The sequence below is a fragment of the Pseudomonas sp. NFACC05-1 genome, from assembly GCF_900100135.1.
Classification (GTDB): domain Bacteria; phylum Pseudomonadota; class Gammaproteobacteria; order Pseudomonadales; family Pseudomonadaceae; genus Aquipseudomonas; species Aquipseudomonas fluorescens_Q.
The window spans coordinates 210,952-232,522 of record NZ_FMTR01000001.1; the positions used below are offsets into that span (position 1 = coordinate 210,952).

The 21,571-nt window shown below is 63.4% G+C and carries 21 protein-coding genes and 2 riboswitches; of the genes, 16 read left to right on the forward strand and 5 right to left on the reverse strand.

Going from position 1 to position 21,571, the window contains the following annotated elements; all coding sequences use genetic code 11:
• Window positions 1-22: 22 nt before the first annotated feature.
• Genes BLO97_RS01005 through BLO97_RS01015 form a run of 3 tightly spaced genes read right to left on the reverse strand, consistent with a single transcriptional unit; the run spans window position 23 to window position 1,319 of the window.
• On the reverse strand, window positions 23-427 hold the full coding sequence (locus tag BLO97_RS01005) for a cobalamin biosynthesis protein (protein WP_092344475.1): 405 nt from the start codon (window positions 425-427) through the stop codon (window positions 23-25).
• Window positions 424-1,119: a CbtA family protein gene (locus BLO97_RS01010; protein WP_063322000.1), complete on the reverse strand. Its 696-nt coding sequence runs from the start codon at window positions 1,117-1,119 to the stop codon at window positions 424-426. The genes BLO97_RS01005 and BLO97_RS01010 overlap by 4 nt, the downstream gene beginning before the upstream one ends.
• An 11-nt stretch (window positions 1,120-1,130) precedes the next feature.
• The gene (locus BLO97_RS01015; protein WP_092145605.1) at window positions 1,131-1,319 is read right to left on the reverse strand and encodes a CbtB domain-containing protein; all 189 of its coding nucleotides are present in this window, start codon (window positions 1,317-1,319) and stop codon (window positions 1,131-1,133) included.
• Between the two features lie 99 nt (window positions 1,320-1,418).
• A riboswitch (cobalamin riboswitch) is annotated at window positions 1,419-1,642 on the reverse strand.
• A gap of 198 nt (window positions 1,643-1,840) precedes the next feature.
• Window positions 1,841-2,056, forward strand: a riboswitch (cobalamin riboswitch).
• A 97-nt stretch (window positions 2,057-2,153) separates the two neighbouring features.
• Between BLO97_RS01015 and cobW the strand changes: the two genes are divergently transcribed.
• The 16 genes from cobW (at window position 2,154) to BLO97_RS01095 (ending at window position 18,549) form a co-directional block, all read left to right on the forward strand.
• Window positions 2,154-3,218, forward strand: coding sequence for a cobalamin biosynthesis protein CobW (gene cobW / locus BLO97_RS01020; RefSeq protein ID WP_092223991.1), 1,065 nt, complete (start codon window positions 2,154-2,156; stop codon window positions 3,216-3,218).
• A gap of 3 nt (window positions 3,219-3,221) precedes the next feature.
• Window positions 3,222-6,995: a cobaltochelatase subunit CobN gene (gene cobN, locus BLO97_RS01025; RefSeq protein ID WP_092344477.1), complete on the forward strand. Its 3,774-nt coding sequence runs from the start codon at window positions 3,222-3,224 to the stop codon at window positions 6,993-6,995.
• 174 nt (window positions 6,996-7,169) lie between these two features.
• Window positions 7,170-8,168, forward strand: a complete 999-nt coding sequence (locus BLO97_RS01030) for a magnesium chelatase ATPase subunit I (protein ID WP_092344479.1) — start codon at window positions 7,170-7,172, stop codon at window positions 8,166-8,168.
• Window positions 8,169-8,221: 53 nt separating this feature from the next.
• Window positions 8,222-8,833, forward strand: a complete 612-nt coding sequence (locus tag BLO97_RS01035; RefSeq protein WP_256571518.1) for a vWA domain-containing protein — start codon at window positions 8,222-8,224, stop codon at window positions 8,831-8,833.
• Between the two features lie 53 nt (window positions 8,834-8,886).
• Complete coding sequence (locus tag BLO97_RS01040; protein ID WP_092344481.1) at window positions 8,887-10,533, forward strand: phospholipase D-like domain-containing protein; 1,647 nt, start codon at window positions 8,887-8,889, stop codon at window positions 10,531-10,533.
• A gap of 66 nt (window positions 10,534-10,599) precedes the next feature.
• Window positions 10,600-10,848, forward strand: coding sequence for a type II toxin-antitoxin system Phd/YefM family antitoxin (locus tag BLO97_RS01045; RefSeq protein WP_063321995.1), 249 nt, complete (start codon window positions 10,600-10,602; stop codon window positions 10,846-10,848).
• Window positions 10,838-11,119 carry a type II toxin-antitoxin system RelE family toxin gene (locus tag BLO97_RS01050; protein ID WP_092145614.1) on the forward strand — a complete coding sequence of 94 codons (282 nt, stop codon included), beginning with the start codon at window positions 10,838-10,840 and terminating at the stop codon, window positions 11,117-11,119. Before BLO97_RS01045 ends, BLO97_RS01050 begins: the two co-directional genes overlap by 11 nt.
• A 78-nt stretch (window positions 11,120-11,197) precedes the next feature.
• Window positions 11,198-11,539 (forward strand): YdcA family protein, encoded by a 342-nt coding sequence (locus tag BLO97_RS01055; RefSeq protein WP_092145616.1) that lies wholly within the window; start codon window positions 11,198-11,200, stop codon window positions 11,537-11,539.
• Window positions 11,540-11,861: 322 nt separating this feature from the next.
• Entirely contained in the window at window positions 11,862-12,710 is an 849-nt protein-coding gene (locus tag BLO97_RS01060; RefSeq protein WP_092223999.1) for a transporter substrate-binding domain-containing protein, read from the forward strand.
• Between the two features lie 54 nt (window positions 12,711-12,764).
• Window positions 12,765-13,427 (forward strand): amino acid ABC transporter permease, encoded by a 663-nt coding sequence (locus tag BLO97_RS01065; RefSeq protein WP_018608019.1) that lies wholly within the window; start codon window positions 12,765-12,767, stop codon window positions 13,425-13,427.
• Between the two features lie 9 nt (window positions 13,428-13,436).
• Window positions 13,437-14,099: an amino acid ABC transporter permease gene (locus BLO97_RS01070; RefSeq protein ID WP_028236639.1), complete on the forward strand. Its 663-nt coding sequence runs from the start codon at window positions 13,437-13,439 to the stop codon at window positions 14,097-14,099.
• Window positions 14,096-14,887 (forward strand): amino acid ABC transporter ATP-binding protein, encoded by a 792-nt coding sequence (locus BLO97_RS01075; protein ID WP_092145620.1) that lies wholly within the window; start codon window positions 14,096-14,098, stop codon window positions 14,885-14,887. The genes BLO97_RS01070 and BLO97_RS01075 overlap by 4 nt, the downstream gene beginning before the upstream one ends.
• Before the next feature lie 25 nt (window positions 14,888-14,912).
• Window positions 14,913-15,302: a RidA family protein gene (locus tag BLO97_RS01080; RefSeq protein WP_092145622.1), complete on the forward strand. Its 390-nt coding sequence runs from the start codon at window positions 14,913-14,915 to the stop codon at window positions 15,300-15,302.
• Between the two features lie 165 nt (window positions 15,303-15,467).
• Complete coding sequence (locus BLO97_RS01085; protein WP_063321989.1) at window positions 15,468-16,232, forward strand: IclR family transcriptional regulator; 765 nt, start codon at window positions 15,468-15,470, stop codon at window positions 16,230-16,232.
• Between the two features lie 41 nt (window positions 16,233-16,273).
• Entirely contained in the window at window positions 16,274-17,491 is a 1,218-nt protein-coding gene (locus BLO97_RS01090) for an amino acid deaminase (RefSeq protein ID WP_092344483.1), read from the forward strand.
• A gap of 140 nt (window positions 17,492-17,631) precedes the next feature.
• Window positions 17,632-18,549: a sugar kinase gene (locus BLO97_RS01095; RefSeq protein WP_092145628.1), complete on the forward strand. Its 918-nt coding sequence runs from the start codon at window positions 17,632-17,634 to the stop codon at window positions 18,547-18,549.
• 147 nt (window positions 18,550-18,696) lie between these two features.
• On the opposite strand, the gene BLO97_RS01100 is transcribed toward BLO97_RS01095, so the two are convergent.
• Entirely contained in the window at window positions 18,697-18,972 is a 276-nt protein-coding gene (locus tag BLO97_RS01100; protein WP_003182808.1) for a peptidylprolyl isomerase, read from the reverse strand.
• Between the two features lie 48 nt (window positions 18,973-19,020).
• Window positions 19,021-21,558, reverse strand: a complete 2,538-nt coding sequence (locus tag BLO97_RS01105; RefSeq protein ID WP_092344485.1) for a hybrid sensor histidine kinase/response regulator — start codon at window positions 21,556-21,558, stop codon at window positions 19,021-19,023.
• Between the last annotated feature and the right edge of the window lie 13 nt (window positions 21,559-21,571).

A 21,571-nucleotide genomic window follows, 5' to 3' on the forward strand; every position in this document is an offset into this window, starting at 1 on the left:
CCTGGGCGCCGATTATCGGGATTTACGCCACGACCGCCAATGCCAACGTGCTCTTGGGCCCTTTTTGGCGAGTAATCAGCAGCGTCGCGGGCGTCGTGCCCAATTGGTCGGCCAAGGCCAGGGCGGCGCTTTCGGCGATGCCGTAGCAACCGGTTCGTTGGAAGGCGATCTCGGAGCGGTGACTGAGCCGCTGCTCGTAGCCGGCCAACTGTTCGACACTGAAGCAGGTCAGCGGCAGGGCCAGTTGCCCGGCCAGATCCAGCAGTCCTGGTTCGTCACGCTTGAGGTCGATACTGGCCAGGGCCCGTACCCGATGAAGTTCGATGCCGTGGGCCTGCAGCGTTTCGTCGAGCAAGGCCCGCAGCGTGCTGGCCGGGCAACCGCGTTGGCAGCCAAGGCCGACCACCAGCATCGGCCCGTTGCTCATGCGTCGTGGCGGGCTTGGCCGTCACGGCGAAACAGCCATGTGCTGATCAGGCCCAAGGCCAGCCAGAACGCGACGTTGGTCACTTGCGAGGCGATCTTGAATTGCGTTTCAAGCGCTTCGGGCGCCAGCATCGAGTGGACTTCGGGCTGGGGCGCGCCGATGACGTGGGGCACCAGCAACGTCGCCACGCCCAGCAACTTGAGCAGCCAATGCTTGCCGAAGGCGATCAGGGCGATGCCCACCGCCGTGGACGCCGCGGTGCCGATCCACCACATCTGCCGTTGGGCCAGGTCGGCCGCTGCGGTACCAGGCAGTTCCGGCGGCAGGCCAAGCGTCGGCGCCAAGACGAAAGTGGCATAACCGGCCAAGCCCCAGAGCAGGCCTTGGGACGTGCGAGTCGGTGCGCGCAAGGTGTACAGGCCCGCCAGCATCAGGGCAAAACCCACGGCGACCACCAGGTTGCCGCCAGTGGTGGACAGCACGCGCTGCCAACCGTCTTCCGGCTCCCAGGCCTCGGCATCATGGGTATGAGCCGCCCCGTCGGCGTGTTCATGGACCTCGGTCGCCGGGGCCTTCTCGAAGGTTTCCGCCTGGAGAATCAGCGGCGATACCCAGAAACTTTGCAGCAGGGTCAGCAGCAGGGCGGCCAGCAAGCCGCTGAAACCAGCGGTCTGCGCGATACGCTTGATCATGGCGTCAGGTCTCAATGGCAAGGGAATGCGGCGCTGTGACGGGTATCGTGGGCGGCGTTGTGGACCGCTTCGATGTGAGAGAACCCGGCAAAATAGACCAGGCTCGCACCCAGGATCGAAGCGAAGATCGCGGCGCTCAGGCGTTGGCTCAGGGTGGTGGTGCTACTGGCGGTGCGGGCGGTGCTGCTGATGGTCGACATGGCGCTTCCCTCTGTTCTTGTTCAGTGGGTGATTCGAGCGCAATGAAACCCCAGGCGAAGGCCCGCCAGGATTCGAACAGCGCCCGCCCACCGCGGGTTGTTGGTGCATGAGTCATGGGCCGGTCTCCGGGCTCGCGAGGGGCGGGGCTTGCGCCTGGCCTGCAAGCGTCACCTTCCCATGTCCTGGGACACAGTGGTTCAGACGCTTCGCTCGCTTACCGTTGCGGGGGCAGCACCGGACTGACGTGGCCTTGGAGTAAAGCGCACGATTCACCGGTTTCCCGTTTCACCCTGTGAAGGGCACCCGTAACTAGGCGCACAGGAGAGCATGGGCGGGGCGGGGCCGTCAATGTACAAGGGCCGACGAGCGGGCTGTTGTGGCGAGGGAGCTTGCTCCCGCTCGGTTGCGCAGCGACCGTAAAGAGCTGGGGGCCGCTGCGCTGCCCAACGGGAGCAAGCTCCCTCGCCACAACAGCATCCTGCATCTTACTTGCGGAGATTGACCCGCCCCCACACCCTGCGTAGCCTTGCGCCTTCGAGGTTCTTCGGCACGTGCCGGAGCTAAGAAGGGAACGCGGTCCAAGCCGCGGCTGCCCCCGCAACTGTGAACGGTGCTGTTTCTGCAAGGCCACTGTGCATGCCCTTATTAAACGGGCGCACGGGAAGGCGCAGCAATTGCCAGTCGAAAGATTGGCCCGCCGTCAGCCAGGAGACCTGCCTCGACACAGATTCTCACTACAACCGGGCGGGGTGATCCGGTGGCGAAATCTTCCGCGCGCGCCTGTGCCAGCGGTTGTCGTCCCGTTTGCCCGCCACCTTGCCAAAGGGCATCCGATGAAAACACTGGCCAAACTCCCCGTCACCATCGTCACCGGCTTCCTCGGCTCGGGTAAGACCACCTTGCTGCGGCACATGCTCGACAACGCCCAGGGCCGGCGTATCGCCGTGATCGTCAACGAGTTCGGCGAACTGGGCATCGACGGTGAGATCCTCAAGCAGTGCTCCATCGGTTGCACCGAAGAAGAAGCCAACGGCCGCGTCTATGAACTGGCCAACGGCTGCCTGTGCTGCACGGTGCAGGAAGAATTCTTCCCGGTGATGCGCGAACTGGTGGCCCGGCGTGGCGACCTCGACCATATCCTCATCGAAACCTCCGGCCTGGCCCTGCCCAAGCCGCTGGTCCAGGCCTTCCAATGGCCGGAAATCCGCAGTGCCTGCACCGTCGACGCAGTGATCACCGTGGTCGACAGTCCGGCCGTGGCCGCGGGCACCTTCGCGGCCTTCCCGGACCAGGTCGATGCCATGCGCAAACTCGATCCGAACCTGGACCACGAATCGCCGCTGCACGAACTGTTCGCCGACCAGTTGGCGAGCGCCGACCTGGTGATCCTCAACAAGGCTGACCTGATCAGCCCTGAAGACCTGGCCAAGGTTCGCCTGGAAGTCGCCGAAGAGCTACCGCCGGCGGTCAAGGTCATCGAGGCCAGCAGCGGTCGCCTGCCGCTGGACGTACTGATTGGCCTGGGCGCCGGTTCCGAAGAACACATCGACGGCCGCCACAGCCATCACGATCACCACCATGACGGCGACGATGACGACCACGATCATGACGCCTTCGATTCTATCTCCATCGAGCTGCCCCAGGCCGACGAAAGCCTGTTGCTCGACGCGCTGACGCAACTGGTGGTCCAGCACGGCGTACTGCGGGTCAAGGGTTTCGCGGCGATCCCGAACAAGCCGATGCGTCTGCTGATCCAAGGGGTCGGCACGCGTTTCGACAAGCATTTCGACCGTCAGTGGGGCGCCGACGAAGCGCGGGTCACCCGCCTGGTGCTGATCGGCCAGGCGCTCGACGCCGCGCTGCTCGAAGCGCAGTTGCGCGCCGCCCTCGGCGCCTAAGCCATGCACCTGCTCAGGACCCAGCCCGGCGGTTTCGTGTCGGATGACAACATTGCCGACCTGGGGCAAACCCCCGCCGAGCTGGTGATCCTGTGCAGTGGCGACTCCAGCCTGGCGCTGCTGGCCGAAGCGGCGAAGCAGTTGCCGGGCGATTATCCGCAGTTTCGCCTCGCCAACCCGATGCAGGTGCAGAACCACGCCTCGGTGGACCTGTACTTCGAAGGCGTGCTGCGCCACGCCAAGGTCATCCTGTTGTCGCTGCACGGCGGCATCGGCTATTGGCGCTACGGCATCGAGCGCCTGATGGAACTGGCCGGGCGCGGGGTGAAGCTGATCCTGGTGCCGGGGGATGATCGTCCGGACCCGGAACTCAGCGACCTGAGCAACGTGCCCTTCGAGGACCGCGATCGGCTCTGGCAGTTCTTGCGCCAGGGCGGGCTGGGCAATGCCCTGGACCTGTTTCACAACCTCGGCAGTCAATGGTTCGGCCGCGATTATCCGTGGGCCGAACCGCAAGTCCTGCCACGCACGGCCATCTATCACCCAGGAAAGACCAACGCCAGCCTCGACGATTGGCAAGCCGACTGGCAGGCCGGACAACCGGTGGCGGCGGTGCTGTTTTATCGCTCTCACTTGCAAGCGGCGAACACCGCGTTCATCGACGTGTTTTGTCAGCGCCTGCAAGCGGCGGGGCTCAATCCGCTGCCGATTGCCGTGGCGAGCCTCAAGGAGCCCGGTTGCCTGGCGCTGGTCGAAGACTGGCTGGACGCGGTGGAGGCCGGGGTGATCCTCAATACCACCGGCTTCGCCCAATCCAGCCCGGAAGCGCCGCACCTGCGACCGTTCCGTCGCAACATTGCGGTGATCCAGGCGATCTGCGCCCAGGACAACGAACCGGGCTGGCGTGCAAGCGAGCAGGGCCTGGGCCCGCGAGACCTGGCGATGCACATTGCCTTGCCGGAGCTGGACGGGCGGATCATCAGCCGCCCGATCAGCTTCAAGGACCTGGCCTGGCGCAGCGAGCGCAGCCAGAGCGACGTGGTCTGTTATCGGGCTGTGCCTGAACGCATGGATTTTGTCGCCGAGCTGGCGCGGCGCTGGACAACATTGGCGCGTTTGCCCAACGCAGAAAAACGTGTGGCGTTGATCCTCGCCAACTACCCGACCCGGGATGGGCGCATCGGCAATGGCGTCGGCCTGGACACCCCGGCAGCGGCGTTGAATATCCTGCGGGCCATGCAGGCCGAGGGGTATCCGCTGCCGCCTGATTTGCCTGGGAGCGGTACCGCGTTGATCCAGCAGTTGCTCGGTGGTGTCAGCAACGACCTGGACAGCCTCGACCTGCGGCCATGTCACCAGAGCCTGGCCCTCGATGCCTATCAGGCCATGTTCGACGCGCTGCCCGAGGCCAATCGCCAAGCGGTGCTGGAGCGCTGGGGCGCGCCCGAGAACGATCCGATGTTCCGTGACGGCCGCCTGATGGTCGCCGGCCTGCGCCTGGGCCTGACCTTCGTCGGCATCCAGCCGGCCCGGGGTTACCAGGTCGATCCGAGCGCGGTGTACCACGACCCGGACCTGGTGCCGCCCCACGGCTACATGGCGTTCTATTTCTGGTTGCGCAACACCTATGGCGTGCACGGGGTGATCCACGTCGGTAAACACGGCAACCTTGAGTGGCTGCCGGGCAAGGGCGTCGGGCTCTCGGAGAGCTGCTGGCCGGACGCGCTGCTGGGGCCGCTACCGAACATCTATCCGTTCATCGTCAACGACCCGGGTGAGGGCGCCCAGGCCAAGCGTCGCACCCAGGCGGTAATCATCGACCACTTGATGCCGCCCCTGACCCGGGCCGAAACCTACGGACCGCTGCGCAACCTCGAGTTGTTGGCCGACGAATACTACGAGGCGCAATTGCTCGATCCGCGCCGTGCCCGGGAGCTGCAACGGGACATCCTCAACCTGGTGCGCGAGACCCACATCGACCGCGAACTGCAACTCGATGCCGGGCTCGACAGCGACGCCGATGCGGCGATCTGGCTGCCGCGCCTGGACACTTACCTGTGCGACTTGAAGGAGTCGCAGATCCGCGACGGCCTGCATATTTTTGGCGAGTCGCCCAGCGGACGGCTGCGCATCGACACCTTGCTGGCGTTGCTGCGCATTCCCCGGGGCGACGGCAAGGGCGCGCAGTCGAGTCTGTTGCGGGCGCTGGCCACTGCGTTCGGGCTGGGTTTCGATCCGCTGGATTGTGCCTTGGCCGAGCCCTGGACCGGCGAGTGTCCCGAGGCGTTGCGCCGGGTCAGCGCCGAGCCTTGGCGCACCGCCGGCGATACGCGCGAGCGCCTGGAATTGTTCGCCGCGCAGTTGATCGAGCAAGCACTGGACGGTGGGGTCGAGCAGCTCAATGCGCCGGGCTGGGAGACGGTGGCCAGCATCATCGAAAACCTGCGCTCCGTCGTGGCCCCGCGCCTGGACGCCTGTGGTCCGGCGGAAATCCATGGCCTGCTCGATGCCTTGAGCGGACGCTTCGTGCCCGCCGGCCCCAGCGGTGCGCCGAGTCGCGGGCGTCTGGACGTACTGCCCACCGGACGCAATTTCTTCTCGGTGGACGTGCGCAACCTGCCGACCACCACGGCGTGGCGCATCGGTTTCCAATCGGCGAACCTGATCCTTGAACGGCACCTGCAGGACCATGGCGATCACCTGCGCCAGCTCGGCCTGTCGGTGTGGGGCACCGCCACCATGCGCACCGGTGGCGATGATATTGCCCAGGCCATGGCGCTGATGGGCGTGCGTCCGGTGTGGGCCACGGGCAGCCAGCGGGTCGATGATTTCGAGATCCTGCCGTTGAGCCTGCTGGACCGACCACGGGTCGATGTCACGCTGCGGGTCTCCGGGTTCTTCCGCGATGCTTTTGCCAACCTGATCCGCTTGTTCGATGCGGCGGTGCAGGCCGTCGCCGCGCTGGATGAACCGGACGACATGAACCCTCTGGCGGCCAAGGTCCGTGGTGAACGCGAAGCCTTGTTGGCGTCGGGCCTGGAGCCGGAAGCGGCGGCGCGCCAGGCCGGCTGGCGGATCTTCGGTGCCAAGCCCGGTGCCTATGGCGCGGGCGTGCAGGGCGCAATTGATGGGCGCTTGTGGCAGAGCCGCGAGGATCTGGCCGAGGTATACCTGAACTGGGGCGGTTACGCCTACGGCGCCAGCGATGAAGGCACCGCCGCCCGGGAGCCGTTCTCTCGGCGTCTGAGCCAGGTGCAAGCGGTGTTGCAGAACCAGGACAACCGCGAGCATGACCTGCTCGATTCCAATGATTACTACCAGTTCCAGGGCGGTATGCTGGCGGCGGTCGAGACTCTCGGTGGAGTCGCGGCGGCCAGTTACCATGGCGACCACAGCCAGCCAGACTTGCCCAAGATCCGCACCCTGAAAGAAGAGCTCAACCGCGTCATCCGTTCCCGCGCAGCGAATCCGAAGTGGATCGACGGCGTGAAGCGTCACGGCTATAAAGGCGCGTTCGAACTGGCGGCGACGGTGGACAACCTGTTCGCCTTCGACGCCACCACCCGGTTGATCGACGATCACCAGTACGCCTTGCTGGCCGATGCCTACCTGCTCGACCCGGACACCCGGGATTTCGTCCGCCAGCACAACCCTGACGCCCTGCGGGAGATGACCGAGCGCATGCTCGAAGCGCAGCAGCGGGGGATGTGGCAGGCGCCGGGGGAGTACCGCGAGGCGTTGGAGAATTTGTTGTTGGACATTGAAGAGGATGGTTGAAATGAGGACAACAGGCGCGCACTTGTGGCGAGGGAGCTTGCTCCCGCTCGGCTGCGCAGCAGTCGTCGTTCTGGAAGGGCACTGGGACCCCAGGTTCTGGGGGCCGCTTCGCGCCCCAGCGGGAGCAAGCTCCCTCGCCACAGGGGAACCTCGCACATTCATGAGACCTTCAGCATGACTCACACTCCCCATTTCCCACTCTCCGCCGTGGTCGGCGCCGATGACCTGAAACTGGCCTTGTGCCTGGCCGCGATCGATCCGAAAATCGGCGGTGTGCTGATTGAAGGCCCGCGGGGCATGGCCAAGTCCACCTTGGCCCGGGGCCTGGCGGACCTGCTGGCCAGCGGTCAGTTCGTCACCTTGCCCCTCGGTGCTACCGAAGAGCGGCTGGTGGGCACCCTGGATCTGGACGCAGCGCTGGGGGAAGGGCGCGCGCAGTTTTCTCCCGGCGTGTTGGCCAAGGCCGACGGTGGTGTGCTGTACGTCGATGAAGTGAACCTGCTGCCTGATCATCTGGTGGACCTGCTGTTGGACGTGGCCGCCAGCGGCACCAACCTGATCGAGCGCGACGGCATTTCCCATCGGCATCCGGCGCGCTTTGTGCTGATCGGCACCATGAACCCGGAAGAAGGCGAACTGCGCCCGCAGTTGCTCGATCGGTTCGGTTTGAACGTGGCCCTCGACGGTCATACCGCGCCGACTGAGCGCGGGCAGATCATTCGCCGGCGGTTGGATTTCGACAGTGATCCGGCGGCGTTCTGTGCGCAGTGGGAGAGCGCCCAACAGCAGTTGCGTGAACGCTGCCAGCAGGCGCGCAACCGGTTGGCCGGGATCGCGCTGGATGATGCCGCACTGGCGCAGATCACCGAGCGCTGCTTTGCCGCCGGTGTCGATGGCTTGCGCGCCGACCTGGTCTGGCTGCGGGCGGCCCGGGCCCATGCCGCCTGGCGCGGGGCCGATGCCATCGCGGATGAAGACATCGATGCGGTCGCCGAGTTTGCCTTGCGGCACCGGCGGCGCGGGCATTCGGCACCGGCACCGTCCCAGGCGCCGACCGGCGCGGAAAAAACTGCTGAACCCAACGAAGGCCAAGGCCAGTGGGGTGATCTGCCGGCCCGGGCATTGCCGACCGGTGCCCGGCGTGACGTGCCGAGCTGGCCAAAAAAGCCCTAGGCATTCGCCCTCGTTCAACGGCGGGGGCGAATGCCAGACCCCGTGCAGGACAGTTGGAGCAAGGACGCCAGGGCCGCAGCAAAGCCGCGGCCAGCGGTGCGGTGAACTGGCCGGGGACGTTGCTCCATGGCCGACCGCGCCTGCGTGAGGACCTGCGCTGGCACGGTCGTCATCGGTCGCCCCATGAGCTGTGGCTGGTCATCGTCGATGCGTCGGCTTCGACCCGGCGTCATCGCGCCTTGAGTGACGGCAAGGGCCTGCTGGCGCAGTTGTTCGACGACGCCTACCGACAACGCGCGCGCTTGGCGCTGTTGACGGCCAGCGGCACGCTCCCCAATTGGCAGGTGCAAGGGCTCAAGGCCTCGGCGGGCCTGCGCGCCTGGCTCGATGGGTTGGGTGCCGGTGGCGGAACGCCGTTGCTGGCGGCGCTGAACGAGGCCGGGCGCTGGCTGGTGGCGCGCCGCAAGCGCTACCCGGCGGAGCAGCAACGGGTGTTGGTGATGACCGACGGACGAGTCAAGGAGGGGCTTTCACCGCCGCTTCTCGATTGCCCATGCCTGTTGATCGACATCGAGAGAGGCCCGATTCGCCTGGGCCGGGCCCGGCAGTTGGCGGGGCAGTTGCAGGCTGAGTATTGGCATATTGATGAAGAGTCACCTGGCTGAGGTAAGCATTGATTGCTGCACTATGCTCAGGCAGCCCCTCACAGGAGTGAACCATGCGCGTACTCGTCACCAACGCCCAGGACGATTTTCGGGTCAAGGCCTATGCCGGCACCAACGGCGTACTGCTCGCCATGGACCTGGCCGAACCCCGGCGCAAGGGCTTGCTGGGCTTTGCCATCGAGAAGCAGCAGGGCGACAAACCCTGGTTGTTCCTGTTCAACAGCCTGACCTTCCCCGACAAGGTCCACACCTTTCCCCAGTTCCATGCCACCCCCAGCGACAAGGCACCGTTGCAGAAATTTCGCTGGGCCGACTACGCCGTCAACCCCGGTGTGACGATCCACTACCGTGTGCACCTGGCTTATGGCAGTCCCGACGCGCCACAGCTGGGGGAATCCCTGGCCGTCACGGTCACCAGCGACGACGGTCAGCCAATCAACCAGCGAGTGATCTTCAATCGGGCCGTGGCCGCCAGCCAGGCGTTCCAGCGCAAGTTTCCCGAAGTGGACGCGCTGATAAGCGCCAATAAAAACCTGTCCATCGATGACTGGCCCGATGCCCCGCGTCGTTGGTTGGAAAATGGCTTGCTGGGGCGCTTGACCGGCTTCATCGACCGGGCGCTGGATGCCCACTGGGCCCTGGACGTCGCCATCTATGAATACGAATTGCCGGTGATCGTCGACGCGGTCAACGCCGCTCACGCGCGCGGCGCACAGGTTCGCGTGCTTTACCACGCCGAGCCAGGCGACGACACCACGCTGCGCAACGAAGCCAACCTGGAAAAATTGCCGGCGGCCAACAAGCGTGGGCGGGTCACCCATAACATTTTCCACGACAAGTTCATTGTGTTGAGCAAGGTCGATGGCGGCGGTGCGTTACAACCGGAGGCGGTGTTGTGCGGCAGTACCAACTTCACCGCCAACGGCGTCTACCGCCAGGCCAATGTGGTTCATGTGCTGGACGATCCGCGGGTGAGCGACAGCTATCGCCAGGTGTTCGAGCAGATCTGGGCCGTACCGCAGGACGTCGGGACCACCCGTGAGTGGATCAATCAGAACAATCCCATGGTCCCGGAGGAACAGTTGTTCATCGGTTTTTCGCCACGCACAGGAGAGGGCGACCTGGACCGCTTCGTCGACATCATCAACGCGGCCCGAAAGGACCTGTTGTTCGTCACCGCATTCGTTTTGCCCGACCGGATTCTTGACGCCGTGCTCGGCCAACCCAATGACGACGTGCTGCGCTACGGCCTGCAAAACACCAAGAGCCGCATCACCGGCTTCCATGCCGACCGCACCGCTGAATTCGCCGCCACCGCACTGCTCAACACCGGCCTGGAAGGCTGGCTCAAGGAAAACATGAAAGGCCAGAAGGGCAACCTGCTGGTGCACACCAAGGCCATCGTCACCGACTTCACCAGCGACACGCCGACCATCATCAGCGGCAGCCACAACCTCAGCGCTGCCGCCAGCAGTGGCAACGACGAGAACTACCTGATCATCCAGGGCGACACCGACCTGGCCGACCGCTACGGATTGGAATTGCTGCGTTTCTATGAGCATTACCGCTTTCGCTACTTTGCGAAAAAACTCGCCCTCAAGCAGGTCAAGCCACTGGCGGTGGATGACAGCTGGAGTGATGACTATTACCGCGAGGGGGATTTGCGGATGTTGTCCAGGGTGAGGTTTTGCGGGCGCTGAGCAGTGGCAAGGGGTGTTTTAGAGTGCTATTTTTAGCGCTATTAAGAGTACTCAAGGACTCGTTTCATGACACATATCGTGCTTTCCCAAGTAGTCGCCAGCATTTCTGAACTCAAGAAAAACCCAATGGGCACCGTTGCTGCCGGTGGAGGATTATCTGTAGCGATCCTCAATCGTAATGAGCCCGCGTTCTATTGCGTCCCTGCCAGGGAATATGAAGCCATGATGGACCGGCTTGAGGACATGGAGTTGGCTGCTCTTTGCCGCGAGCGTGAAAACGATCCAACGATCAAGGTTTCTCTCGATGACCTATGAGTTGGAATTTTCCGATAAGGCATGGAAGGAATGGCAGAAATTGGGGGCAACACTCAGGGAGCAATTCAAAAAAAAGCTTGAAGAGCGACTGGTGAATCCACATGTCCAAGCGGACCGTCTCACCGGGTTGGGCAACGCTTATAAAATAAAGCTGCGCAGTGCGGGTTATCGATTGGTTTACCGCGTGGTAGATGATGTGTTGGTCGTCACGGTGATTGCAGTGGGTAAGCGTGAGCGCGGCCAGGTTTATGACGAGGCAGCCAGGCGGTGATGGCCAAATTTTCCCGATAGCGTTTGTGGAATTCTTTCCAGTGCTAGCATAGAGCCATCTATCAGCCAGGAAGCTGCCATGAACTGCTGTCACGGAACGTCCGCTTTACTTCGCACCTGTGTCGCGATCCTGTTGTTGGTCCTGGGCACTTCGGCCCTTGCCGCCAATCAACCTTGTTCCGGGCGCAAGGGCGGGATCGCCGGGTGTGATGGCGATACCTTCCTCTGCAACGACGGCTCGATCAGTGCTTCGAAGAAGTCCTGTTCCGCTGTGCTGGGGCTTCGCAACGAGGCCCGGCCGCAGTCGTTGCTCAAGTCCGCCGACGGTTGCCAGTGCGGCAGTGGCAATTACTGTGTCGGCCCCCGGGGCGGGGTCTATTGCCTCACACCTGGCGGCAGCAAGAGCTACAAGCGCAAATAGCCCAGGTACACCGCCGAACAATGGTGGGAGCAAGCTCGCTCCCACAGGGTATCCATTTACAACTCCAGCGTGGCTCCGTTTCGGTGCGCCGGGTACCCGGTTTGGGGCCTTGTTACCCGTGCCTCGTAGCCAACGGTAGCAACACCCTTCGAATGCGGACGCTGCTGCCCGCAGGTCTGTTTTTCCCATCTCCCTGATTTCCCTGACTTTCCATTTTTCTCACCCATCCGCTCCAAGCCTGTGGCACACTTTCTGCTGTCTATTCCGTTGTTACATACCATGTTCCGGTATAGCGGAATAAACTCAATCTGGAGTGCTTGCCATGCAACGCCGACCTTCCTTGTTCAAAGCGTGTGTTTTTCTCTTCGCGGCCACGACGGCTGCACTGGGTGTCGCCCAGGCGGCCGACAGCAAGCTGGATAGCGTGCTGCAGCGGGGGAAATTGATCGTGGGCACGGGCAGTACCAATGCGCCGTGGCACTTCCAGGGAGCGGATGGCAAGTTGCAGGGCTTTGATATCGATATCGCGCGGATGGTCGCCAAAGGCCTGTTCAACGACCCGGAGAAGGTCGAGTTCGTGGTGCAGTCTTCCGATGCGCGCATCCCCAACCTGTTGACCGACAAAGTCGACATGAGCTGCCAGTTCATCACCGTCACTGCCAGTCGCGCCCAGCAAGTGGCGTTCACCCTGCCGTACTACCGCGAAGGCGTGGGCCTGCTGCTGCCGGCCAACAGCAAGTACAAGGAAATCGAAGACCTCAAGGCAGCGGGCGATGACGTCACCGTGGCGGTGCTGCAGAACGTCTACGCCGAGGAGTTGGTGCACCAGGCGCTGCCCAAGGCCAAGGTCGACCAGTACGACAGCGTCGACCTGATGTACCAGGCAGTGAACTCCGGCCGCGCCGATGCCGCCGCCACCGACCAGTCCTCGGTCAAATACCTGATGGTGCAGAACCCCGGCCGTTATCGCAGCCCGGCCTACGCCTGGAGCCCACAGACCTACGCCTGCGCGGTCAAGCGCGGCGACCAGGACTGGCTGAACTTCGTCAACACAACCTTGCATGAAGCCATGACCGGCGTGGAATTCCCTACCTATGCGGCGTCGTTCAAGCAGTGGTTTGGCGTCGAGCTGCCGTCGCCGGCAATCGGTTTCCCCGTTGAATTCAAATGACCCTGTGAGCCCGGGGCGCCCCTTGCGGGCGCTTCGTCGAAGGTACTGCCGACCATGAATTATCAGTTGAACTTTGCCGCCGTCTGGCGCGATTTCGACACGCTGCTGGCGGGGCTTGGCCTGGGGCTTTCCCTGGCGCTGGTGTCGATCGCCATCGGTTGCGTGATCGGCCTGGCGATGGCGTTTGCGCTACTGAGCAAGCATCGGGTCTTGCGGGTGCTGGCGTCGGTGTATGTCACGGTGATCCGCAATACACCGATCCTGGTGTTGATCCTGCTGATCTACTTTGCCTTGCCGAGCCTGGGCATCCGCCTGGACAAGCTGCCGTCGTTCGTCATCACCCTCTCGCTGTACGCCGGGGCCTACCTGACCGAAGTGTTTCGCGGCGGACTGTTGAGCATTCACAAGGGACAGCGTGAAGCGGGGCTGGCCATCGGCCTTGGCGAGTGGCAGGTGAAAGCCTACGTCACCGTGCCGGTGATGCTGCGCAACGTGTTGCCGGCCTTGTCGAACAACTTCATTTCGCTGTTCAAGGACACCTCCCTGGCGGCGGCGATTGCCGTGCCGGAGCTGACCTATTACGCCCGCAAGATCAACGTGGAGAGCTACCGGGTAATCGAAACCTGGCTGGTGACCACGGCCCTGTATGTCGCGGCCTGTTACCTCATTGCCATGGTGCTGCGGTATTTCGAGCAGCGCCTGGCGATCCGCCGTTAGGAGTCTCCCATGTACGAATCACCCAGTTGGTTGCATGAGTTGTGGGTCGCCCGGGACACCCTGTGGGCCGGTTTCCTGACCAGTGTGCAGTGTTCGCTGTTGGCGATTGTGTTGGGCACGCTGATCGGTCTGGTGGCCGGCCTGGTGCTGACCTATGGCCGGACCTGGATGCGCGCGCCGTTTCGCTTCTACGTCGACCTGATTCGCGGCACACCGGTGTTCGTGCTGGTGCTGGCCTGCTTCTACATGGCTCCGGCCCTGGGTTGGCAGATCGGCGCGTTCCAGGCCGGCGTGCTGGGCTTGACGCTGTTCTGCGGCTCCCACGTGGCCGAGATCGTGCGCGGGGCCTTGCAGGCCTTGCCCCGTGGGCAGATGGAGGCGAGCCAGGCCATCGGCCTGACGTTTTACCAGTCGCTGGGCTATGTGCTGTTGCCCCAGGCCTTGCGGCAAATCTTGCCGACCTGGGTCAATTCCTCCACCGAGATCGTCAAGGCCTCGACCCTGCTGTCGGTGATCGGCGTCGCCGAATTGCTGCTCAGCACCCAGCAGATCATCGCCCGGACCTTCATGACCCTGGAGTTTTACCTGTTCGCTGGGTTTCTCTTTTTCATCATCAATTACGCCATCGAATTGCTCGGACGGCACATTGAAAAGCGGGTGGCCTTGCCATGACTGATATTTCGACTCCTTCCAACACCCAACCGCTGTTGGACATTCGCGGCCTGCGCAAACAATACGGCCCGCTGGAAGTGCTCAAGGGCGTGGACCTGAGCATGCAGCGCGGCAACGTGGTCACGCTGATCGGTTCCAGCGGTTCGGGCAAGACCACGCTGCTGCGCTGCGTGAACATGCTCGAGGAATTCCAGGGCGGGCAGATCATGCTCGACGGCGAGTCCATCGGTTACGACGACATCGACGGCAAGCGTGTGCGCCACGCCGAAAAAGTCATCGCCCGGCACCGTGCGATGACCGGCATGGCCTTCCAGCAATTCAACCTGTTTCCCCATCTGACCGCGTTGCAGAACGTCACCCTGGGCCTGCTCAAGGTGAAAAAACTGCCCAAGGATGAAGCGGTGGCCCTGGCCGAGAAATGGCTGGAGCGGGTGGGCTTGTTGGAGCGGCGCGATCACTTTCCCGGCCAGTTGTCTGGCGGCCAGCAGCAGCGCGTGGCGATTGCCCGGGCGATTGCGATGAACCCCAGCCTGATGCTGTTCGACGAAGTCACGTCGGCCCTGGACCCGGAGCTGGTCGGCGAGGTGCTGAACGTGATCAAGGGCCTGGCCGAAGACGGCATGACCATGCTGCTGGTGACCCACGAAATGCGCTTTGCCTTCGAGGTCTCCGACAAGATCGTGTTCATGAACCAGGGCCGCATCGAAGAGCAAGGGCCACCGAAGGAATTGTTCGAACGGCCACAGTCGCCACGCCTGGCGGAATTCCTCAAGAACACCCGTTTTTAATTTTATTCAGTAAGGAGAAACACCCATGAGCATTACGCGCTACGGCACCGGCAGCTCCGCAGGCGGCGGTCAGCCACGGCCATTCGCCCGCGCCGTGGAAGCCGATGGCTGGCTGCACGTGTCCGGCCAGGTGCCGGCGGTGAACGGCGAGATCATTGTCGGCGGGATCGTCGAGCAGACCCACCAGACCATGAAGAACCTGATCGCGATTCTCCAAGAGGCCGGTTACGACCTCAAGGACGTGGTGCGCTGCGGCGTGTGGTTGGATGACCCGCGGGATTTCTGGAGTTTCAACAAGGTGTTCAGCGAGTACTTCAGCCCGGAACACGCCCCGGCCCGGGCCTGTGTGCAGGCGAGCATGATGGTCGATTGCAAGGTCGAGATCGATTGTGTGGCCTACAAGAAAAAAGGGTGAACAGGATATTCTGGCGAATTCGCTTTTGTGGCGAGGGAGCTTGCTCCCGCTCGGCTGCGCAGCAGTCGCAAGAAATTGGGCCTGCTGCGCAGGCCAGCGGGAGCAAGCTCCCTCGCCACAATAAAGATACATGCGACTATGAGTGAAACTTCAGGAACCGAAGACATGACCGAAGACACCATCAAACGCCGGGCCCGAGGATTGGATAGGGCGTTCGATATCCTCGACTTCCTCAAGGAAATCGGCCAGCCGCTGCGCCCGAACGATATTGCCAGCGGCATTGGCAGCCCCAAGTCCACGGTCTATGAACTGGTGGCGTCGCTGCTGGAACGCCGCATCCTCGAGCCGGTGGGCAAGGACGGCCATGTCTACCTGGGCCGCCAGCTGTATTTTCTCGGGCAGGCACACCTGCGGCATTTCGACCTGAGCCGCGAGGCTGACCAGGCCTTGCAGGAGATCGTGCGCCAGACCCGGGAAACGGCGCAGATGTGCCTGCTCAACGGGCGCAAATACACCGTCGCGCTGATGAAGGAAGGCGAGCGGCATTTTCGCATTTCATCGGACATCGGGGAAAATGCGCCAATCCCGTGGACGGCGTCCGGGCGTCTGCTGCTGGCGCATTTGAGTGACCAGCAGATCGTCGACCTGATCGACCCTGACGACTTCATTTTGCCGGACGGAGATCGCCTGCCTCTGGAGCAATTCCTCAAGGAAATCCGCCAGGCCGGCATCGATGGTTTTTTCTCCTTCGACAGTGTCGCCGACACCTTCACCCACTGCTTTGCCGCACCGGTCAAAAACCCCGACGGCGTGGCCATCGCCACCCTGTGCATCGTCGCCCCACGGGCCGACGCCAAGAACAATTACGCCGACTACCGCCGGGTGCTGATCGAAAGCGCCAACAACCTGGCCCGGCGCATCAATGAATAGATAACCGTGGCTGCGAGCGGTCGCGTGCGAGGAGTACCAACATGTCTTCTGTCATTCCCAATGCTGGCGTAGAGAAGGGGGCGGCCACCGTCGGCGCTCATTTGCTCAAGGACGTCAGCCTGCCGGCACTGGTGTTGCACCGCGCGGCGCTGGAGCACAACATTCGCTGGATGCAAGCGTTCGTCACCGACAGCGGCGCCGAACTGGCCCCCCACGGCAAGACCAGCATGACCCCGGCGCTGTTTCGACGCCAGCTCGATGCCGGTGCCTGGGGCCTGACCCTCGCCAGCGCCGTGCAGACCCGTGCCGCTTATGCCCATGGTGTGCGCCGAGTGTTGATGGCCAACCAATTGGTGGGCACGCCAAACATGGCGCTGATCGCCGATCTGCTGGCTGACCCGGCGTTCGAATTCCATTGCATGGTCGACCATCCGGACAACGTCGCGGACCTGGGGGCGTTCTTCGCCTCGCGCGGTATGAAGCTGAACGTGATGATCGAGTACGGCGTGGTCGGTGGTCGGTGTGGCTGCCGGACCGAGGCTGAGGTGTTGGCCCTGGCCGAGGCGATTCGTAGTCAACCGGCGCTGGCGTTGACCGGTATCGAAGGCTACGAAGGGGTGATCCATGGCGACCACGCCATCAGTGGCATCCGCGCATTCGCCGCATCGTTGGTACGGCTGGCGGTGCAGTTGCAGGACAGCGGTGCCTTCGCCATCGACAAACCGATCATCACCGCCTCGGGGTCGGCCTGGTATGACCTGATCGCCGAATCCTTCGAAGCCCAGAATGCCCATGGGCGTTTCCTCAGCGTGCTGCGTCCCGGCAGTTACGTGGCCCATGACCACGGCATCTACAAAGAAGCCCAGTGCTGCGTGCTGGAGCGGCGCAGCGATTTGCACGAAGGCCTGCGCCCGGCGCTGGAAGTCTGGGCCCATGTGCAATCGCTGCCGGAGCCGGGCTTCGCGGTGATCGCCCTGGGCAAGCGCGACGTGGCCTACGACGCCGGATTACCGGTGCCGCTCAAGCGCTACCGGCCCGGATCGGACACGGTGGCGGGTGACGATGTGAGTGGCTGCAAGGTGACGGCGGTGATGGACCAGCATGCGTTCATGAATGTGGCGGCAGGGGTTGAGCTGCGTGTGGGCGACATCATTTCGTTTGGTACTTCACACCCGTGCCTGACGTTCGACAAGTGGCGGGTGGGATGCCTGGTGGATGAGCAATTGCGGGTGGTCGAGAGCATGGAGACTTGTTTCTAAGGCTTGAGATCGAGTCGCGGCTATCGCGAGCAAGCCTGCTCCCACACCGGATTGTTGTGAATACAGAATCTGTGATCTCCCTGTGGTAGCGAGCTCGCGATAGCGGCCTGCCAGACACCGCTGAATTATCAGGATCATCCATGAGCAACCCCAAACCCCGCATCGCGCTGATCGGCGAATGCATGATCGAACTGCAACAACGCGCCGATGGCAGCCTGCTGCAAAGCTTCGGCGGCGATACCCTGAACACCGCGGTGTACCTGGCCCGCGCCTTGGGCGACAGGGGCACGGTGGATTACGTCACGGCCCTGGGCGATGACAGTTTCAGCGATGCCATGTGTGAAAACTGGGCCGCCGAGAACATCGGGCTGCAACGGGTCCAGCGCTTGCCTGGACGCCTGCCGGGTTTGTATTGCATCCAGACTGACGCGGCGGGGGAGCGGCGATTCCTGTACTGGCGCAACGAGGCGGCGGTGCGCGATTGTTTTACCACCCCGGCCGCCGCACCGATCCTGGCCGCATTGCCGGATTACGAGGTGCTGTACTTCAGCGGCGTAACCCTGGCGGTGCTCGGCGAGCAGGGGCGTGGCAAACTCATCGAAACCCTGGTCGAAGCGCGTCGGCGCGGGGCGCTGGTGGTGTTCGACAATAACTTCCGGCCCCGGCTCTGGGCCTCGATCGAAGCGGCGCGGGTGGCGTATCGCAGCGTCTTGCCCTATGTGGAACTGGCGCTGCTGACCGTAGAGGACGAGCAGGCATTGTTCGGTCATGCCGACAGCGAAGCGGTGTTCGCCGCCTATGCGCAGCTTGGCACCCCCGAGGTGGTACTCAAGCGCGGTGCCGAGGCCTGCCTGATTCGTTGCGACGGCCAGTCCTATGAAGTCCCTGCCTTGCGGGTCGAGCGCGTTGTGGACACCACGGCGGCGGGAGACTCCTTCAGTGCTGCGTACCTGGCGAGTCGTTTGCTGGGCGGCAGCCCGGCGGAGGCGGCCGAGGCAGGGCACCTGTTGGCGAGCCGGGTGATCCAGGTACCGGGGGCGTTGATGCCCAAGGACTGACGGCACAAAAGTTGCTTTCCCTGTGGCGAGGGAGCTTGCTCCCGCTGGCCTGCGAAGCAGGCCCAATAAGCGATTGGCGGCTACTGCGCAGCCGAGCGGGAGCAAGCTCCCTCACCACAGGGACGGTGTTCGCAACACACCATCGTTTCAATCCCGGTAGAACACCTGCACCAGGTGATACCCGAACTTGCTCTTGATCGGCCCGTGCACCACCCGCAGCGGTTTCTTGAAAATCACCGCATCGATCACGCCGACCATCTGCCCCGGCCTTACCTCACCCAAATCGCCGCCGCGTTTGCCCGAAGGGCAGGTGGAGTATTTCTTGGCCAGCACATCGAAGGCTTCGCCCTTGGCGATGCGTTGCTTGAGCTGTTCGGCTTCTTCGGCGGTTTTCACCAGGATATGGCGGGCTTGGGCTTTCATTGCTGCGGTGACCTGAACGGTGCGACGGGGCGGCGATTATGCCTCAAGTCAGTTGCCATGGTTGATCATCGTCCGGATCTTGTTGGCCAGCAGATCCAGGGTGAACGGCTTGGCGACCATGTCCATGCCTTGTTCGAGGAACCCCTGGCGTTCGGCGGCTTTCTGCGCGTAACCGGTCATGAACAGCACTTTCAGCCCCGGGCGGTGCTGGCGGGCGATTTCCGCCAGTTGCCGGCCATTCATGCCCGGTAGCCCGACGTCGGTCACCAGCAGGTCGATGCGCTGGTCCGATTCCAGCATGGGCAGGGCCGTCATGGCGTCCCGTGCTTCCAGGGCGGTGTAGCCCAAGGCTTGCAACAGGTCGAGCACCAGCATGCGCACGGCGGGTTCATCCTCCACCAGCAACACGGTCTCCCCGGCGATGGCCGGCGGAACGACGACCGTCTCTGGCGTCTCGGGTGGTTGGGTCGACGAAGCGTGCAAGCGCGGCAGGTACAACTGCACCCGCGTGCCTTGGCCCGGCACACTGTCCAGGTTGAGGTGTCCACCCGACTGCTGGGCAAAGCCGTAGATCATCGACAAGCCCAGGCCGGTGCCTTGGCCGATAGGCTTGGTGGTGAAGAACGGATCGAAAGCCTTGGCCAGCACGGCGGGGGTCATGCCGCTGCCGTTGTCACTGACGGCGATCATCACGTAATCCCCGGCCTTGACCGGCTCCAGGGTGTTGATGTCCGTACCGTCGAGATAGACATTGGCGGTTTCGATGATCAATTCGCCGCCCTCGGGCATGGCATCGCGGGCGTTGATCACCAGGTTGAGCAGGGCGTTTTCCAACTGGCTGGCGTCGGTGTTGACCGGCCACAGCTCGCTGGCCAGTTGCAGCCGCAGCACGATGTGATCGCCGGTGGTACGGCTCAGCAGGTCTTCGAGCGAATGCACCAGGTCATTGGCGTCCAGCGGTTTGCGGTCCAGGGACTGGCGCCGGGAAAAAGCCAGCAGCCGATGGGTCAGGGCCGCCGCGCGGTTGGCCGAGGAAACCGCCGCTTCGGTGAAGCGCCCGATCTCGGCGGCGCGGCCGGCGGCGATGTAGCGTTGCATCAGGTCGAGGCTGCCGAGGATGCCGGTGAGCATGTTGTTGAAGTCATGGGCAATGCCGCCCGTGAGCTGGCCGACGGCTTCCATTTTCTGCGCATGGCGCAAGGCTTCTTCGGCGCGCTCGCGTTCGAACATCTCGCTTTGCAGGCGGTGATTGGCTTCGGCCAATTGCTGGGTACGGGCGATGACGCGTTCTTCCAGTGTTTCGTTGAGGTTGCGCAGGGCCTCCTCGGTTTTTCGGCTCTCGGTTTCGTCGATCACGAAGATGTAGAAACCGTTCACCGCACCGTCCGCGCCATGGCGAGGCAGGTAGTTGATCAGCGAATGGCGCGGGCGCCCGTCGCGATGGTCCATCTGCACGGTGAAGCTGCACGGCTTGCCGGCCAGGGCATCGGCGATCTGCTGGGCGCGGGCGGCATAGGCCTCTTCGCCGAGCACTTCACGGATGGTCTTGCCGTAGAGCTCCTGCGGGGTCAGGCCGTACCAGTCCAGGTAAGCGCTATTGTTCAGACGGAAACGCTCTTCGCGGTCCACGTAGCTGATGAGGATCGGCATGGCATTGATGATCAACTGCAGCTCGGTCTGGCTCTGGCGCAGGGCTTGCTCGGTGCGCTTGCGTTCGGTCAGGTCCAGCGCCGCGCCAAGAAAACGCTTGGGTCGGCCGTGGCGATCCTTGTAGCAACGGCCGCGCACGTACACCCAGCGCAACTCATCGTCGGGCTGCAGCAGTCGGTACTCCTCGGCGTATTCGGTGCCATGGGTGATGCAGTGCTTGATGCTGCGGGCAACCATCGCCCGGTCCTCGGGGTGCACGCCTTCGAGGTAGGCACTGATAGGCAACTGGCGTGACAGGCTGGGGTCGACGCCATGCAACAGGGCGAAGTGTGCATCGGCAATAAAGCGGTCTTCGCTGATGTCCCAATCCCAGGTGCCCAGCGCATCGGCGGCGGCCAGGGCCAATTGCAGGCGTTCTTCGCTTTCGTGCTGGGCCTTGAGGCTGGCCTCGGAGCGGCGTTCGAACTCCATGGCCAGGCGGCGGCGTTCGCTGGTCTCGATGGCGGTGACCAGGATGCCGGCGACGCTGTTGCTTTCGTCACGCACCGGGCTGTAGGTCAGGTCCAGCCAGACATCACAGAGACGGCCGGCGAAGGGTACGCGCCATTGCTGGTCGCGGCAGGAGTGTGTCTGGCCTTGCAACACCCGGTGATAAATCCCTTCGGTCGAGCTCTTGAGTTCGGGCCATGCTGTATGGGTCGGTTGGCCGAATGCCCGGGGGTGCTTGTCACCGGCCAGTCGGCCGAAGGCGTCGTTGTAGAGATGGGACAGCTGCGGTCCCCACAGCAAGGCCATCGCCATGGGCGAATGGAGCATGATGTCCACGGCGGTGCGCAGGCTCTGGGGCCAGTTCTGGGCAGCGCCCAGCGGGGTCAGGGCCCAGTCCGCCTGGCTGATCAGGCGTTGTATATCGCTGCCGGCGGGTGTCGCGTGCATCAGGCGACCCCTG